This is a genomic window from Vreelandella sp. 21, assembly GCF_050995515.1.
Classification (GTDB): domain Bacteria; phylum Pseudomonadota; class Gammaproteobacteria; order Pseudomonadales; family Halomonadaceae; genus Vreelandella; species Vreelandella alkaliphila.
The window spans coordinates 471,288-486,245 of record NZ_CP194673.1 but is presented as its reverse complement, the minus strand read 5'-3'; the positions used below and the strand labels follow the sequence as shown (position 1 = coordinate 486,245).

The window sequence follows — 14,958 nt, the reverse complement described above, 5'->3', positions numbered from 1 at the left end:
CCGCGCGAGTCTCCATGGTCGTCAACATTGGTTATCGATGGCTGTGCGACGCCGCTATGATTGGTTATAGTAGGCAGACTGTTCTAGCTTGAACGATTTAGCACCGCTGACTTTCACAGCGTTGATTAAATGACACTGGATTCAACAACGCGCTGCAAGGCGCACGGATAGCATCATGCAGGCGCTCCCTTTCGCCACGATCGCTTTTATACTTTATGTCGCCGCTGCCATCTGGCAGGGCATGACTTTATTTCGTCGCGTGCCACCACGCCAGGGCATGGTGCGTCTACTTGGTGCGCTTGGGCTTTTACTGCATATCCCAGTGGTCGTGGAGCTTGTTAGCTCAGCCCCAGGTCTACTGCCCGGGTTCACAACCAGCGCAACGCTTCTGATGGCCGTGGCCGTCAACGTTGTGCTCGTCGCCAGCCTGTTTAAGCCGGTGCTCAACGCTGGCATCGTGCTATTCCCTCTCGCGGGTATCGCGCTTATTTTTGCCACTTGGTTACCGAGCCAGGGGAGCCAAAGCGGCTTAACGCTCGGCATTTTACTGCATGCCGTCAGCTCTGCGCTGGCGTTTGCCGTCTTGGCAATTGCCGCGATTCAAGCGGTGCTGGTCGGCCTGCAGAACCAAGCACTGCGCCATCACCATATTCGTGGCATTGTGCAATCACTACCACCACTCACCACCATGGAAAGAGTGCTGTTTGAACTGGTATGGTCGGGCATTATATTGCTGACACTTTCGATCATCAGCGGGCTGATCTTTCTCGACAATATGTTCGCGCAGCATTTGGTGCATAAAACGGTACTTTCGCTGGGGGCGTGGATTATTTTCACCACACTTTTAGTGGGTCGATATCGTTTTGGCTGGCGTGGCATGCGCGCTGTGCGCTGGACGCTTGGCGGGTGCATACTGCTACTGCTGGCTTACTTTGGCAGCAAGTTTGTCCTGGAAATCTTGCTCAATCGCTAAACCTATACTCACCGCATTATCAGCACTGATTTAATTTGGCGTTGATAACAGTGGCCTTGACAGGCCACTTCCATACTTCTAAAAATCGAGCCTAATACGCCATAAAGGAACTTTCGACTTGAGCGACGACTTCCCCCTGGGGTTACTGTTCGGCCTGCTAGCCATTTTGATATTGCTGTCTGCCTTTTTCTCCAGCTCTGAAACAGGCATGATGTCGATAAACCGCTATCGACTAAGCCATCAAGCTAACAGCGGTGATCGCCGCGCAAAGCGTGTCATGCGTTTATTAACGCGCCCCGATCGACTGATTGGCGTTATTTTAATTGGCAATAACTTCGTCAATAACTTAGCCGCCTCGATTGCTACCATCATTGCCATTCACTTCTTTGGTGACGTCTCTGGCCCAGCTATTTCAACGGCGCTACTGACGATTACAATCCTTATTTTTGCCGAAGTAACACCGAAAACCTACGCAGCCATCAAGCCTGAGCGGATCGCTTACCCTACTTCCCTGGGCCTGGAGCCACTGCTCAAACTACTTTACCCACTGGTATGGCTAGTCAACGTCATCTCAAATGGCCTATTACGCCTAATGGGCGTTAAAAGTGTTGAGAACGGCGGCGACAGTTTAACCCGCGATGAACTGCGCACTGTAGTTCACGAAGCAGGCACGCTAATTCCCTACCGACACCGCGCTATGCTGCTGTCGATTCTTGATCTTGAGAATGTCACGGTTAACGACATCATGGTGCCGCGACACGAAGTTCTTGGCATCGACCTTGACGACACGCTGGAAGATATTCTGACCCAGATCCGCACCAGCCAACATACCCGTCTACCGGTCTATAAAGGCGATATCAACAATATTATTGGTATGCTGCATCTACGCAATGCAGCGCGCTTTTTATCGCGTAGCGAAGTCACCAAAGCAGCGATTGTTCAAGAAGCACGGGAGCCGTATTTCATTCCCGAATCCACACCGTTACATACACAACTGCTGAACTTCCAAAAGCAGAAGCGGCGTATTGGTATTGTGGTGGATGAGTACGGCGATGTGGAAGGCTTGGTAACCTTAGAAGATATTCTTGAGGAGATTGTCGGGGAATTCACCACCGACGTCTCAGAAGATGATGAAATTCATCAGCAAGATGATGGCAGCCATGTCATTGAGGGCACTGCCAATATTCGTGAAATTAACAAAATGCTTGGCTGGCAATTGCCCACTGACGGCCCTAAAACCCTGAATGGCTTAATCCTTGAGCACCTTGAGGCGTTTCCGGAAGGGCCTGCCTGCTTGCAGATTGGTAATACGCGGATGGAAATTTTAGAAATCCGTGACAACCTGATCACTTCAGCACGCTGCTGGCAAAAGTTGCGCCTTGCACGCCGAACGTAGCGACTGACCGTCTAACCAACCTAACGGCGGGTGATTTCGCTATCACCCGCCGCCTTCAGCGCCCTCACGCGGGCCTCCAAATAGCGACGCAAGGCAATATCCTCTACCTCATGAACCAATACCGGCGGCCCGAAGTGTAAACTGACCGGCGCACGAAAACGTGACGGCCATTTTTTAAGTGCCTTGCCACCGTAGTGTGATGTCCAAGACCCCCACAGCCCTGCCAAGCCAGCCGGAATGACGGGCACATTATCGCGGGCAAGAATGGTTTCGAGCCCGCGCCTAAAGGCGTGGATATCGCCATCTGGGGTGATACGCCCTTCAGGAAACACCATTACGACATCACCTTCGCGAAGCGCGTGGCTCACCTCATCCAGCGTTCGACGCAATGCACCAGGGCTATGCCGCTCTGATTCAATCGGAATCGCGCCCACAAGCTGGAACCACCACTTTAGCCAGCGAGATTCAAAGATGGGCTGATCCATCACAAACCGCAGCGGCCTGGGGCTACCGCCGCCTAACACCAACGCATCCATAAAGCTGACGTGGTTACAGACTACCAGGGCAGCGCCGCGCTTAGGTACGTTCTCTTGGCCATGCACAGAGAACCGATAACACACTCGCATAACGACATAAATGACGCGACGCAACGCGCAACGCACCATTTTCAACCACCACGTCACGTCGCCGCCTCCCGGTGGCGCAGGCCAGCCAGCACCGTGCTCATTAGCTGATCCAGCAGCTCATCCACCTTCAACTGCTGACCTTGCCAATAGCCTAAGCGCTCGTTTAATCCAAGCTGCACCAAGCCGTGTACGCTCCCCCAGAGAGTGCGCCCAAGGCGTCGCGCTTCAAGATCATCCAATGCTGGCTGATACCGTTTCAACGACGTTTCCACCTGAGTGAACAGCGCTTCAATAAGGTCACTCTGGCGCTGATCCAGCTCGCCTTCTTGGGCCAGTGGATAATCAAATAGCAGCTGCCAGCGGTAGCAGCCTTGCTCAGCGAAGCGCCAATAAGCGAGCGCTAGCGAGCGCAGCCATGGCTCAGGATCATCTTCTGCCAGGCTAGTAATGGTATGCTGTAAGCGTGCCAACGTTTCAACGTTGACGTGCTGCAATAAGTTATTAAAGCTGCCATATAATTTAAGCAGCGTACTTGGCGCGCAGCCCACTTCTCTGGCCAGGGCACGCAGTGACAAACCATGGACTGGCTGCTTAGCCAACCACTCATCACAAGCGTGCATGACCTGCGCGTGGAGGGCATCGGGCGCATGCTGTCTAGGACGGGCCATGGCGATCTCTTAAGGTCAACGGCAAACAGGAAGAATGCCTCATCGCGCTTTAGCGTGAGCAAGGGATACGCTAGGATACCTTACATCGAACACTGTTTTCGACACTAAAACACGACATTTAACCTATTGTTGCGCTACCCCGCCATTTTGCACGCTCACTACCCCCCATTTCGCATAAGGAGACAGGCATGACGGGACGCCTTCACGTGCAGCGCCTCACGCTATCACGCCTTGTGCCCTCGCTGACTGATTCTGAACCACTTATCGAATCGCCTAACTTAGCGCCCAGACAGCCTGTATCGGCAATACGCCTTGAACAGGGACGCTTGCGGCTTCAGCCATTATTTTGGGGACTAACGCCTCCTTGGCTGAAGGTACTCGATCACGCGCCCCATTGCGCTAGAGCAGAAACGCTTAATCAGCGCGCCATGTTTAACGAGGCGTTTAGTGCTCGCCGCTGTGTCATTCCAGTCAGTGGGTTTTACATCTGGAAGATACAAGCACACAGCAAGCAACCCTATCTCGTTACCCACGTTAACCGAGGGCCACTGTTACTGGGTGCTTTATGGTGCCGTTACCACACAACGCTCACCGCATTTACTGACTCGACGGCGCTGATCAGCGTACCTGCCAACGCCTGCCTTTCTTCACTGACTGACCGATTACCTGTTGTCATCCCTCCAGAAGCGTTAACGCGCTGGCTGGACCCGACGACCGACCTTGAAGCACTCAATGCGCTATTAATACCTGCGCCATTGGAACTGTTGGGCGCTTTTCCGGTATCAAAACATGTTAACAATCCTGCCTATCAGTCATCGTCCTGCGCCCACCCGGTGGGGCCGATGCTGCGCTGGGCTGTGCCATAGGAACCGTAATGTTACGATCTAATGAACCTCTGCCTAACCGTTACGCTGCACGGCAGGCCGTCATCGGCGTCGTGATTGGCGTCGCTTGGTGCACTCCTTTTTTCGCCTTCGCTCAAGACACCCCTGTAAAGGACGCCATCACGCCTATCGTCAGCCCATTTGACGAGCGCGATTACCGCGTACTGACGCTGGAAAACGGTCTTCAAGCGCTGCTTGTTAGCGACCCAGAAGCCGATAAAGCCGCCGCCTCAATGAATGTTCGTGTAGGCAGTGCTCAAGACCCTGACGACCTGCAGGGGCTAGCCCACTTTTTAGAGCATATGCTGTTTTTAGGCACCGAGCCGTACCCTCAGTCCGATGCCTATCAGCGCTATATTTCTGATAATGCGGGCTCCCACAACGCGTTTACTGCCCAACAAGACACCAACTATTTTTTTGATGTTGAGCCTTCGGCTTTGCCAGGCGCGCTGGATCGCTTTAGCGAATTCTTCCTTTCACCGCTATTTAACGCCGACCACTTAGAAAGCGAACGGAATATTGTTCACTCTGAGTACATGGCACGCATTCGTGATGAATCCCGCCGTGAAAACGATGTATTGAATCAGCTACTAAATCCAGGCAACCCCACGACGGGCTTTGCAGTAGGTAGCCGTGACACCCTCGCTAACCCACCCGAGGCTGAAGCTACTCTTCGCGAGCGGGTGATTGATTTTTATCATCGCTACTATGATGCCAACGTCATGAACTTGGCCATTGTTGCCCCCCAGCCGCTTGATACCCTTGAAGCACTGGTAGTAGAACGCTTTGCCCCCCTTCCAGATAATGGCCTAAGCGTTCCGACCATAGGCGCGCCACTGATCGATCCAGACACGCTGCCCCGCTACATTGAGCGCCAGTCATTACAGGATCGCCGTCAACTACGTTTCTACTTTCCGATTCCCGATCCCACCGATGAATACCGTACGAAGCCGACCCAACTGATCTCTCACCTAATTGGCGATGAAGGCGACGGCAGCTTGCTGGCAGCGCTACGCAAAGCGGGTCTTGCGGATGCACTTTCAGCCGGCGTAGGCCGAGGAGACGGCAATGAGGCGCTGTTTACCATCTCGATTAGCTTAACGCCAGCCGGAGCAGAGCGGCTGGACGATATTGAGGCCACTCTATTTGCTGCCATTGAGCAGATGCGCGAGGAAGGGTTAGCTGAGTGGCGCTACGAGGAACAAAAAAACCTGAATGAACAGGCGTTCCGTTTTCAGCAACATGGCGCACCGCAGCAGGAAGCTACCCGCTTAGCCATGAGCCTTTCTCGTTATCCGGTAGATGATGTGCAGTATGCGCCTTACCGGATGGATGGCATGGATAGTGAGCGGCAGCAGCTGTATCTCGACGCACTAACCCCAGATAACATGCTGCGCTTCTACTCTGCACCGGACGTAGAAAGCGACACCGTCTCACCCTGGTTCAACACCCAGTGGAAAGAGCAACCACCCGCTCAGCCAGGTCAAGCACTAGGCGGCCTAGCGCTACCTGAGCCCAACCCCTTTATCGCCAGCGACCTTACTCTCAAAGCGGGGCAAGATGAGCGCCCAGAGGTGTTAATTGATGCGCCTTCATTTACCGCATGGCACATGCAAGACAGCCGCTTTAACACGCCAAGCGTTGAGTGGCGGGTAAGCCTCCAGCACCCCAGCGCCAGCTATTCGCCGGAAGAAGCGGTACTCACACGCCTCTTAGCGAGTTGGCTAAATGACAGCCTAAACGAGTCGTTATATCCAGCCTGGCTGGCTGGTCAGTCGTTCAGCGCTTACGCTCACGGACGTGGTATGACGCTGTCGTTTTCAGGCTGGCGCGATGGACAAACGCCTCTGATAGAGCAGGCGATTGAACAGCTTAAGCGCGCCGACATTTCCCCCAGCGCCTTTGAACGTGTGCGCTATCAACTCCAGCGCGAGTGGCGCAACGCCCCCCAAGCATCGCTTTATGGCCAGGCAAGCCGTGCACTGGGCGAAGCGCTTCTGACACCCCAATGGTCAACGGCTGAGTTATTTGACGCCAGCCAGCGGTTAGAGCGTCACCACTTAGAAAACTTCCGCAAACGGTTTTTAGACGCGCTTTACATCGATGCAATGGCCGTTGGCAATTTGGATAAAGAGCTGGCTCGTGAGCAGGCCAGTGTAATACGCGGAGCGTTATCACCGCGTCTCACTCGTGAGGATATCCCCGAGCTTGAAGCGCTACAGGTGAGCAATCAGCCTGAGGTGCTTCACCCGCACAGTACCCGCGAAGAGTCGCTTGTGTTGCGTTATTTACAGGGTCGCGACAAATCCACTGAAGAGCAGGCGCGCCTCAGCGTATTGGCGCAATGGTTGGATACGCCCTTTTATCAGCAACTACGTACCGAGGAGCAGCTTGGCTACATCGTTAATGCAGGTTACTCCCCGCTGCTAGAAGCGCCGGGGATTGCCTTGGTGGTTCAGTCGCCGGATGTTGAGAGCAGCATGATCGCCGAGCGCATGGACGCCTTTATGGCGGCAGCGGGCGAGCGCCTGAATACGTTAACCGAGGAGGAGCTAGCGCCGCATCGTCAAGCCGTTCATTCTCGCTTGACCCAGCGAGACACGAGCCTACAGGGCATGGCAAACCGCTACTGGCAAGCCACAGCACTGGAGGACGTGCACTTTGATCGCCGTGAACAACTCGCCACACTAGCGTTGGATGTTAGCGTACAAGAACTGCAGGCACTGTGGCCGACGCTTCAATCACACCAGTTAGACATTCGCTACAACCCTGGCGACTCACCAAGTGATATCGCCCCCTACCGAGAAGCACGCGTGCCGTTTACCGACGCACGCTAAGTGCTAATTTGCGAAACGAATTAGCTAGACTCACCAGCTCAGGCATCAAACGCCTGAGCTGGCATCATCGACTCAACGTACATCACCAACTCTTCCAGCACTTGGCGCTCGCGATCCGATAGGATCTGCTGGTTATAACGCTCTATCTCTCGCGCAAAGGCTTTCAGCGTAAAACCCGACAAGGCCGGATCATTGATACGCGTCCAGCGAAACGCATCCCACTGCTCGCGCTCTTCGCCCTCCAGCGTGTCTGGATAACTACGCGCACGGTAGCGAAACAACATTTCCTCCAGGCGAGGATCTTGAAAGGCAAAGCGCTGGCCGACTAAATCCCAGGGATCCATTGCCAATGCTCGCTCCATTTGCTGGCGATCAGCCGCAGAGAAAAAGCTGCCGGAATAGAGCATTAAGTCAGGGTCTTGAGGCACATCTTCGTAGGCTGCGTTAAATACCTCAGCTACTTTTTGCGCCACACCGCTAGCCTCTCGCAACGTTTTCCAATGGCCGCGACAGGCATCAATATCAATCGTTAACCGTTCAATGATCGTGCCGTATTCACCTTTATGGGGGCCATCCACATCTTTTAACACCGTCGCTGGAAAGATGACTGGGCAGCGATTAATGTGGATCACTTTCAGCGGTATACGCACTTCCCCCTCGGAAAGGTCCTGCTGGCTTACGAACACACGTTCTCTGATTTGCTCGGCACTCATGGTCAGCAAATCACTAGGATCAACGCTTAAATCGTAAACAATAACGCCATTAGGATTCGTCGGATGCTCGGCCAGTGGCATGACTAATGCACTACAGCCACGGCTGGCAGGGTAACGACGGGAAATATGCAAAAGCGGTTTAGCGCTAGGCAAGTCTAACTGCTTGGCCACTGCACGCTTGCCACGCATGCCCAGTAAATAGTCGAATAATTTTGGGTTTCGGGCTTTTAGCAGACGCGCCAGCGCAATGGTGGCACGTACATCAGCCACCGCATCATGAGCACCTACATGGGCAATGCCATTGGCCGCCGTTAAGTGCTCAAGTTTGAAGCTAGGCGCACCATCTTCCCGCTGCGGCCACTCAATGCCGTCGGGGCGCAAGGCGTAAAACGCGCGCACCACATCAATCAAGTCCCAACGGGAATTGCCGTTTTGCCATTCGCGGGAATAAGGGTCAAGCAGGTTGCGATAAAACAAGTGGCGGGAGATTTCATCATCAAAGCGAAGGCTGTTATAGCCCACCACGCAAGTGCCTGGCTCACTCATAAAGCCTTGGACCTGGCGGGCAAACTCCCCCTCAGGCAAGCCTTTCCGCTGCGCTTTTTGCGGTGTAATACCGGTAATGAGGCAAGCAGCAGGGTGAGGCAGGTAGTCATCAGCAGGTTTGCAGTAGAGCTCTATCGGCTCACCGATTTCATTAAGCTCGGCGTCAGTGCGTAATGCGGCAAACTGAGCGGGCCGATCGCGACGCGGATCAGCACCAAATGTCTCATAGTCATGCCAGAGAAAACTGGCAGGGGCAGCATTAGGTGGCGCCATTGATGAAATCTCCTTGAGCATAGCTTCCCGCCTACAAGCCAACGAACCACTTGCCGAAGCGGGTACAAAAGCCCAAGCCTAGCATAACCGCAACGCCTCTCGCCGCCCCTCTTAGCGAATAGCCATGCTTAACGACTGGCTATGCTGCTTCCATATGCAAACGTCAACCTTTCGGTAGCGTAACGTTGAGCTCCAACACTGAGCAATTGTCTTCGCTATCAAGTGAAATTTGAATGGCATCATCATCGACCTGTACATAACGACGAATGACTTCCAACAGCTCGCGCTCGAGCAGCGGCATATAATCTGGCTGACCGCGCTGGCCGCGCTGATGCGCCACGATAATTTGCAAACGCTCCTTAGCCACCGAGGCGGATTTCTTGCGCTCACGCTTCAAGAACTCCAGCAATTTCATCGCCGACCACCCCCGAACATACGGTTCAACAATCCCTTACGCTGTACTTCATGAAAGCGCAGAGGCATATCTTCACCTAATAGGCGCGATACAGTATCTGAATACGCCTGACCTGCATCGCTCGCCGCATCGTGAGTAACGGGAACACCCTGGTTCGATGCACGTAATACCGCTTCGGATTCAGGGATTAAGCCAAGCAGATCGATAGACAAGATTTCACGAATATCATCAAGGGTCAGCATGTCCCCAGACGTTACGCGAGAAGGGTTATAGCGCGTAATCAGCAGATGCTCTTTAACAGGGTCTAAGCTTTGTTCAGCGCGCCGCGTCTTGGAACCAAGCAATCCCAAAATGCGATCAGAGTCACGCACTGAGGAAACTTCAGGATTCGTGACAACAATCGCCTCGTCAGCGAAGTACATAGCGAGTTGAGCCCCCCTCTCAATACCTGCGGGGGAGTCACACAAGATAAAATCAAAATCTTGTTTGAGCTGCTCAAGGATTCGCTCTACGCCTTCCTGCGTCAGTGCATCTTTATCACGCGTTTGAGAGGCTGGAAGAATAAACAAGTTTTCAACGCGTTTATCGCGAATCAGCGCTTGGTTAAGCCCTGCTTCCCCTTGGATAACGTTTACCAAGTCATAAACAACGCGGCGCTCACAGCCCATGATTAGGTCGAGGTTACGTAGACCAACATCGAAATCAATGACGACTGTTTTTTTACCGCGCAGGGCAAGTCCTGTTGAAATAGCGGCAGCGCTGGTGGTCTTACCAACCCCCCCTTTACCGGAGGTCACTACAATAATTTTGGCCAAGAGTTACTTCCTTCTTGAAGTCGTTCATCGCGAGCGCGTTTAAAGGATCGCACTGCGCATAACGGGAACATCAATGTCAACAACATGACATACTGTAACGTATAGCGCTTGCGACGTCGCTAGGCATTAAGCACCAACACACGCTCATGCGTTTGAATTAACCCAGCGGCTTAATTTCCAGCTGCTCTTTAGCGAAATGCACCTCTGCAGCACGGCCAAGCAACTGTGAATCAATATCTTCTAACCGTTTGTAATTGCCTGCCACAGAAAGAAGCTCTGCTTCCAATTCTCGACAGTAAATACCCGCCTGGGTATTGCCATGAATACCCGCCAAGGCACGTCCGCGAAGCGCTCCGTAGACGTGGATACTACCAGCCGCCAGGACTTCAGCGCCCGCATTTACTGCCCCAATCACCACTAGATCGCCTTCTGATGCGCTTACCTGCTGGCCAGAGCGCACCGTACCGCGAAATAAGCGTGTTGCTACCGCAACCACTTCCTGGTCGGCAGCTTCCACCTCATCTATGGCGTCATCAGGGGTAGCAGTAGTATCAACGCTCTCTAATAGCCTAGACCGCCCTTCTTCAACAGGGGCAAACCAGCCTAGCCCTAATGCCCAGGCAGATTGACGTACTGGCTCAGCTCCGCCACGTACGGCGACCGGCAGTAATTTATGATCGCGACATACCGCGCAAATGCGCTCAAGCGCCAAGTGAGGTTCATCGAGTTTTTCCACGCTCAGCACAACCGGTGTATGCTGAAAGAACGCGGGGGATTGCGACAACTTGCCAGCTAGCTGACTTCGTATATGTTCCGGGTCAGCACTGCTCAATTCCATGACGGTCATTGGCAGCATGCCACCTTTAAAGGTGAAGGCAATGTCGGCACTATTGGCGTTGAGGCTCATGGCCGAACTCCATGTCATGTTCAGGTAAGATAAAGGTAGCGCAATCTCGCGCAGGGTGTTGTGAAGAAGTATTAATCATCACAGCGCCTACAGCAAAGCTAAGCGACAGCGCCGATGACTGCAACTATCTGTCATCGGTAGTTGATTTTTTTTCACGCTACGCACCTCTCTGCAGGATGATCCATGCACGGACTGTTAAGACGCCTGTTCGCTCCTCGGTGGCAGCACCCTGATCCCGAGGTGCGTCTCAAGGCACTCGACCAGCTTGACCCTCAACAACCAGAACAGCAACAAGCGCTAAAGCAATTAGCACAGGATAAAGAGAGTAACATCCAGCTTGCTGCTCTACTGGCCCTTGATGACTTAGCGGAGCTTGTCAATGCGCTTCCAGAGCATCGTCAAGACGAAGCTTGGTTTAACGCGGCTTGCCAGCGCTTATGTGGCTCACAGGGCCACACCGACCTGCAAAAACGGCAGGCTATTGTGGCAGAGCTATCGGAGCCTCGGTTGCTCAACGCCATTGCACTTCAGGGAGACAACCTTAATCTGCGGCTCGCTGCGTTAGAGCAATTAACCGTTGAAAGCGACTTCGTCCACCAAGCCTGCCATAACGGCGTGGCAGCGGTGCGCCATCAAGCGGCTCAACGAATTGAAAGTGAAGAGAGCCTCAAAAAGCTATTAAAAGAAGCGCGTCGTGACCGCCAGGTCATTCGTCTGGCGCGAGAAAAGCTCACCCAACTGCGCAATGATGCTGAGTGGCTAGCGGATCAACAAGCCCAGCGTGAGCATCTGCTTAAACAGTTAGAACAGCACGCCAGGGCTCCCTGGGAGCCGCTGTATGGTGGTCGCTTCCGTCATTTGGAGCGTGAGTGGCAAAGCCTTTCCCACCCGCCCAGCGTGACGCAAGAGCAGCGTTTTCATCAGGCAGCGCTTAGCTGCCGAAAAACACTGCATCATCATGAAACGCAAGAACAAGCGCGTCAGCAGAGCATTGCTCATCGCAAAGAGATTGAACGAACTCGCGATCAACTGCTTGAAGGCATTGAAGAAACGTTAGAGGGCCTGGCACATGCAGAGCAGCTAACAGTTCAGGATATCGATAGCCTACGGGCTCAACGCCAACTACTCGGCCAGCGTTGGCAATCCCTGTCAGATCAACACCCGCCTGGCGAGAGCGTTCAACAACGCTATAGCCAAGCACTGAAACGCTATGAAGTATGCATGGAAGCATGGCAGCGCTGGCAAGCCATCAGCGCAGATATAGAAACGGCCATTGCCAACCAAGATAACGTGACCATTGCCAAGTACGTTAAGCAGTGTGCTTGGCCTAAACACATAACGCCTCCAGAGCTACTCAAGCATGCACAAGCGTTAAAAGATGCTGACGTTTCTACCAAACCCACTCCTACCGCGTCACTTAACGCGCTTAGTGCCGACGTGGATAACTTTGAACACTTGTTAGAGCGTGGTGCCTTTAAAAGTGCCAGCCGCCTCTATCAACGCCTCAAGCCCTCCATCGACGAACTGACAGGGGAAGACGCCAAGCCGCTAAAAGCACGCGTGAAACAGCTAGGCGCACGGTTAGCAGAACTACGTGATTGGCGCGGTTTTGTGGCCGGCCCTAAACGCGAGCAACTCTGCGCTAGCATCGAAGCGCTGGCTGACGATCAACACATGGCAGACGTTGCTCTTGATCGCCATCATCGCCAGTTGGTAAAAGAGTGGAAATCGCTCGGCGATGCCGCTGCTAATCGCGAACAGTCGGCACGCTTTCGCGCGGCCTCTGATCGCATTCACGAGCGTTTGACTCCCTGGCGAGAACAGCTTAATCAAGAGCGTGATGCCAACCTAAAAGGCCGTGAAGCACTCTGCGAACAACTTGAAACGTTGCTTGATCAGCCAGCAGAGGATGCCGACCCCGATGTATTGCGCGAGATCCGTGACAAAGCCCGCCACCAGTGGCGTCACTACTCTCCGGTTCCTCGAGACCAATCAGAAACCGTTGGCCGTCGTTTTGGAGCTATCCGTCATCGCCTCCAGGCGCTTATTGACCAGCGAGCAGAGCAGATCGCTAGTCAAAAGCGCATGCTTATCGAACAAGCGAAAAGCTTACAGGATGACCACGAATCACCCTTAGCCGCCCGCATAGCGAGCACAAAGCAGCTACAGCAGCAGTGGCGCGCGCTGGGTCGTGCTCCAAAAGGCGAAGAGCAAGCCCTATGGAAAGCCTTTCGTCATACCTGCGATCAGCTCTTTGCTCAGCGTGACGCCCACAAGCATGAACAGGCAGCTCGCCAACAACAGAAGCTCGATCAGTTGCAAACATTAATTGACGAAATGGATAGCTGGCAGCCGACGCAAGCCGAAGAATCTGCCACCCTTGCGTCTTATCTAGAAAGCATTAGCCAGCTTGAGCCGTTGCCACGTAATCGACGAAGTGACGGCATGCAGAAACGCCTTAGCGGCATTGTAAGGGCTAAACGTGAGCGCTTAAGCCGCCTGGAAATTGCTCATACAGTGCAGCAATGGCACAGCGCCTTACCGCTGGTAAATGCGCATATCGCCGCAGACCAACAAGCACTAGCCGGCGAAGAGCCACAAGCAGTTGATGCGAAAGAGGTATTGAGTGACGGGCTGCCTGCTATTTTTATGAAGGCTCACCAGCAGCGCAATCATGCGCGGCTCACCACTTCCACTCCCCTCTCAGCCGAAAAACTTGCTGAGCTAGAAGATGGACTGGCTCGCCTGAGAGTGCATTTGTCTTTGCTAGCGTTAGGTAGCGTCAAGCAGCGTGATGAACCTCTCCGCCTGGCGATTCAAGTAGAACGGCTAAATGAAGGGATCAATAACGAACGTAGCCGACCAGATGAGATTATCGGCATATTAGCAGCACTTATGGCGCTTGGCCCCATGCCTAACCAATTGTGGCGCAAGGAAGCAGAAGAGTTTGACAATCTTTTTAGTCGCCTAGCGCGAGTGCCTCACCCTTAAGCCCTTTATATAAGTACGTTACACAAGTACTTCTCCCCCCCCCCCCAACACTAGCAACGGGAGGCGAATAGCCTCCCGTTTACGCTTTTCCGTGATTGAATAAATCTGCTTATCGCGTTGGGCGATTAGCCCATAAACTGACCGCCGTTAATATCAATATTGGCGCCAGTAATAAAGCCTGACTCTTTATCTGCTAAGAACGTTACCAAGCGACCGATCTCCTCCGGTGTACCGTAACGCTTCACTGGAATGGTTTCACGAATGGCTTCACGCACCTGCTCGGGAATTTTCATGATCATATCGGTGGCAATGTAGCCAGGCGACACGGTATTCACCGTAATGCCTTTGGTTGCCGTTTCTTGTGCCAGCGACATGGTCAACCCATGCATACCTGCTTTGGCAGCCGCATAGTTCACTTGCCCGAATTGACCTTTACGGCCATTGATAGAAGAAATATTGATGATGCGACCGTAGCCCTGCTCCAGCATCATTTCAATAACGCTGCGGCACGTGTTGAAGACGCTATTAAGGTTGGTATCGATCACTTGATACCACTGCTCATAGGACATCTTCTTCATGGTGCCATCGCGAGTAATGCCAGCGCAGTTAACTAACACGCTGATAGGCCCATATTTTTCTTGGATTTCGCGAGCACCTTCTAGGCAGGCATTGTGGTCGGAAAGATCAACACCCGATAATGCGATGTTGTTGTAACCAGCGGCTTGCTGGGTTTCCAGCCAGGTTTTGGCTTTCTCAGGATTGTGATATCCCGCGACTACCAAATAACCCGCATCCGCCAATGAATGGCAAATTGACGTTCCGATTCCACCAGTTCCACCTGTTACCCAGGCGACGGGGGCTTGATTGGTCATTGACTACCTCCCTGATATGACAAACGGCTTGGACGCTAAGCA

12 protein-coding genes are annotated in these 14,958 nt (G+C 53.3%); 5 read left to right on the top strand and 7 right to left on the bottom strand.

The window, feature by feature from the left end; all coding sequences use genetic code 11:
* Positions 1 to 175: 175 nt before the first annotated feature.
* Positions 176 to 973 (top strand): cytochrome C assembly family protein, encoded by a 798-nt coding sequence (locus tag ACN06F_RS02265; protein WP_038480965.1) that lies wholly within the window; start codon positions 176 to 178, stop codon positions 971 to 973.
* A 118-nt stretch (positions 974 to 1,091) separates the two neighbouring features.
* Positions 1,092 to 2,369, top strand: a complete 1,278-nt coding sequence (locus ACN06F_RS02260) for an HlyC/CorC family transporter (RefSeq protein ID WP_038480964.1) — start codon at positions 1,092 to 1,094, stop codon at positions 2,367 to 2,369.
* Positions 2,370 to 2,389: 20 nt separating this feature from the next.
* Here the strand turns inward: ACN06F_RS02260 and ACN06F_RS02255 are convergent, their stop codons facing one another.
* Both ACN06F_RS02255 and ACN06F_RS02250 read right to left on the bottom strand, forming a co-directional pair.
* The gene (locus tag ACN06F_RS02255; RefSeq protein WP_232482760.1) at positions 2,390 to 3,034 is read right to left on the bottom strand and encodes a 1-acyl-sn-glycerol-3-phosphate acyltransferase; all 645 of its coding nucleotides are present in this window, start codon (positions 3,032 to 3,034) and stop codon (positions 2,390 to 2,392) included.
* 14 nt (positions 3,035 to 3,048) lie between these two features.
* Positions 3,049 to 3,663 (bottom strand): TetR/AcrR family transcriptional regulator, encoded by a 615-nt coding sequence (locus ACN06F_RS02250; RefSeq protein WP_038480958.1) that lies wholly within the window; start codon positions 3,661 to 3,663, stop codon positions 3,049 to 3,051.
* Between the two features lie 188 nt (positions 3,664 to 3,851).
* Here ACN06F_RS02250 and ACN06F_RS02245 point away from each other — a divergent pair, with 188 nt between their 5' ends.
* Entirely contained in the window at positions 3,852 to 4,529 is a 678-nt protein-coding gene (locus tag ACN06F_RS02245; RefSeq protein WP_038480955.1) for an SOS response-associated peptidase, read from the top strand.
* 8 nt (positions 4,530 to 4,537) lie between these two features.
* A complete protein-coding gene (locus tag ACN06F_RS02240) occupies positions 4,538 to 7,384 on the top strand; it encodes an insulinase family protein (RefSeq protein ID WP_433924590.1) in 2,847 nt (948 codons plus the stop codon).
* 38 nt (positions 7,385 to 7,422) lie between these two features.
* Here ACN06F_RS02240 and sbcB read toward each other — a convergent pair whose 3' ends face one another.
* From sbcB to minC, 4 genes are all read right to left on the bottom strand, one after another.
* The gene (gene sbcB / locus ACN06F_RS02235) at positions 7,423 to 8,916 is read right to left on the bottom strand and encodes an exodeoxyribonuclease I (protein ID WP_433924589.1); all 1,494 of its coding nucleotides are present in this window, start codon (positions 8,914 to 8,916) and stop codon (positions 7,423 to 7,425) included.
* 163 nt (positions 8,917 to 9,079) lie between these two features.
* Positions 9,080 to 9,331 carry a cell division topological specificity factor MinE gene (minE, locus tag ACN06F_RS02230; protein WP_038480946.1) on the bottom strand — a complete coding sequence of 84 codons (252 nt, stop codon included), beginning with the start codon at positions 9,329 to 9,331 and terminating at the stop codon, positions 9,080 to 9,082.
* Positions 9,328 to 10,146, bottom strand: a complete 819-nt coding sequence (gene minD / locus ACN06F_RS02225) for a septum site-determining protein MinD (protein WP_009724070.1) — start codon at positions 10,144 to 10,146, stop codon at positions 9,328 to 9,330. Before minD ends, minE begins: the two co-directional genes overlap by 4 nt.
* A 157-nt stretch (positions 10,147 to 10,303) precedes the next feature.
* Positions 10,304 to 11,053, bottom strand: a complete 750-nt coding sequence (gene minC / locus ACN06F_RS02220; protein WP_038480943.1) for a septum site-determining protein MinC — start codon at positions 11,051 to 11,053, stop codon at positions 10,304 to 10,306.
* A gap of 183 nt (positions 11,054 to 11,236) precedes the next feature.
* Here minC and ACN06F_RS02215 point away from each other — a divergent pair, with 183 nt between their 5' ends.
* Positions 11,237 to 14,044, top strand: coding sequence for a DUF349 domain-containing protein (locus tag ACN06F_RS02215; protein WP_433924588.1), 2,808 nt, complete (start codon positions 11,237 to 11,239; stop codon positions 14,042 to 14,044).
* Positions 14,045 to 14,169: 125 nt separating this feature from the next.
* Here ACN06F_RS02215 and phbB read toward each other — a convergent pair whose 3' ends face one another.
* Positions 14,170 to 14,916: an acetoacetyl-CoA reductase gene (gene phbB, locus ACN06F_RS02210; RefSeq protein WP_433924587.1), complete on the bottom strand. Its 747-nt coding sequence runs from the start codon at positions 14,914 to 14,916 to the stop codon at positions 14,170 to 14,172.
* Positions 14,917 to 14,958 lie beyond the last annotated feature (42 nt).

Coding starts and splice junctions, on each gene's coding strand:
- ACN06F_RS02265 (WP_038480965.1), top strand. CDS start 176: ATGCAGGCGCTCCCTTTCGCCACGATCGCTTTTATACTTTATGTCGCC.
- ACN06F_RS02255 (WP_232482760.1), bottom strand. CDS start 3,034: ATGGTGCGTTGCGCGTTGCGTCGCGTCATTTATGTCGTTATGCGAGTG.
- ACN06F_RS02250 (WP_038480958.1), bottom strand. CDS start 3,663: ATGGCCCGTCCTAGACAGCATGCGCCCGATGCCCTCCACGCGCAGGTC.
- ACN06F_RS02245 (WP_038480955.1), top strand. CDS start 3,852: ATGACGGGACGCCTTCACGTGCAGCGCCTCACGCTATCACGCCTTGTG.
- ACN06F_RS02240 (WP_433924590.1), top strand. CDS start 4,538: ATGTTACGATCTAATGAACCTCTGCCTAACCGTTACGCTGCACGGCAG.
- sbcB (WP_433924589.1), bottom strand. CDS start 8,916: ATGGCGCCACCTAATGCTGCCCCTGCCAGTTTTCTCTGGCATGACTAT.
- minE (WP_038480946.1), bottom strand. CDS start 9,331: ATGAAATTGCTGGAGTTCTTGAAGCGTGAGCGCAAGAAATCCGCCTCG.
- minC (WP_038480943.1), bottom strand. CDS start 11,053: ATGAGCCTCAACGCCAATAGTGCCGACATTGCCTTCACCTTTAAAGGT.
- ACN06F_RS02215 (WP_433924588.1), top strand. CDS start 11,237: ATGCACGGACTGTTAAGACGCCTGTTCGCTCCTCGGTGGCAGCACCCT.
- phbB (WP_433924587.1), bottom strand. CDS start 14,916: ATGACCAATCAAGCCCCCGTCGCCTGGGTAACAGGTGGAACTGGTGGA.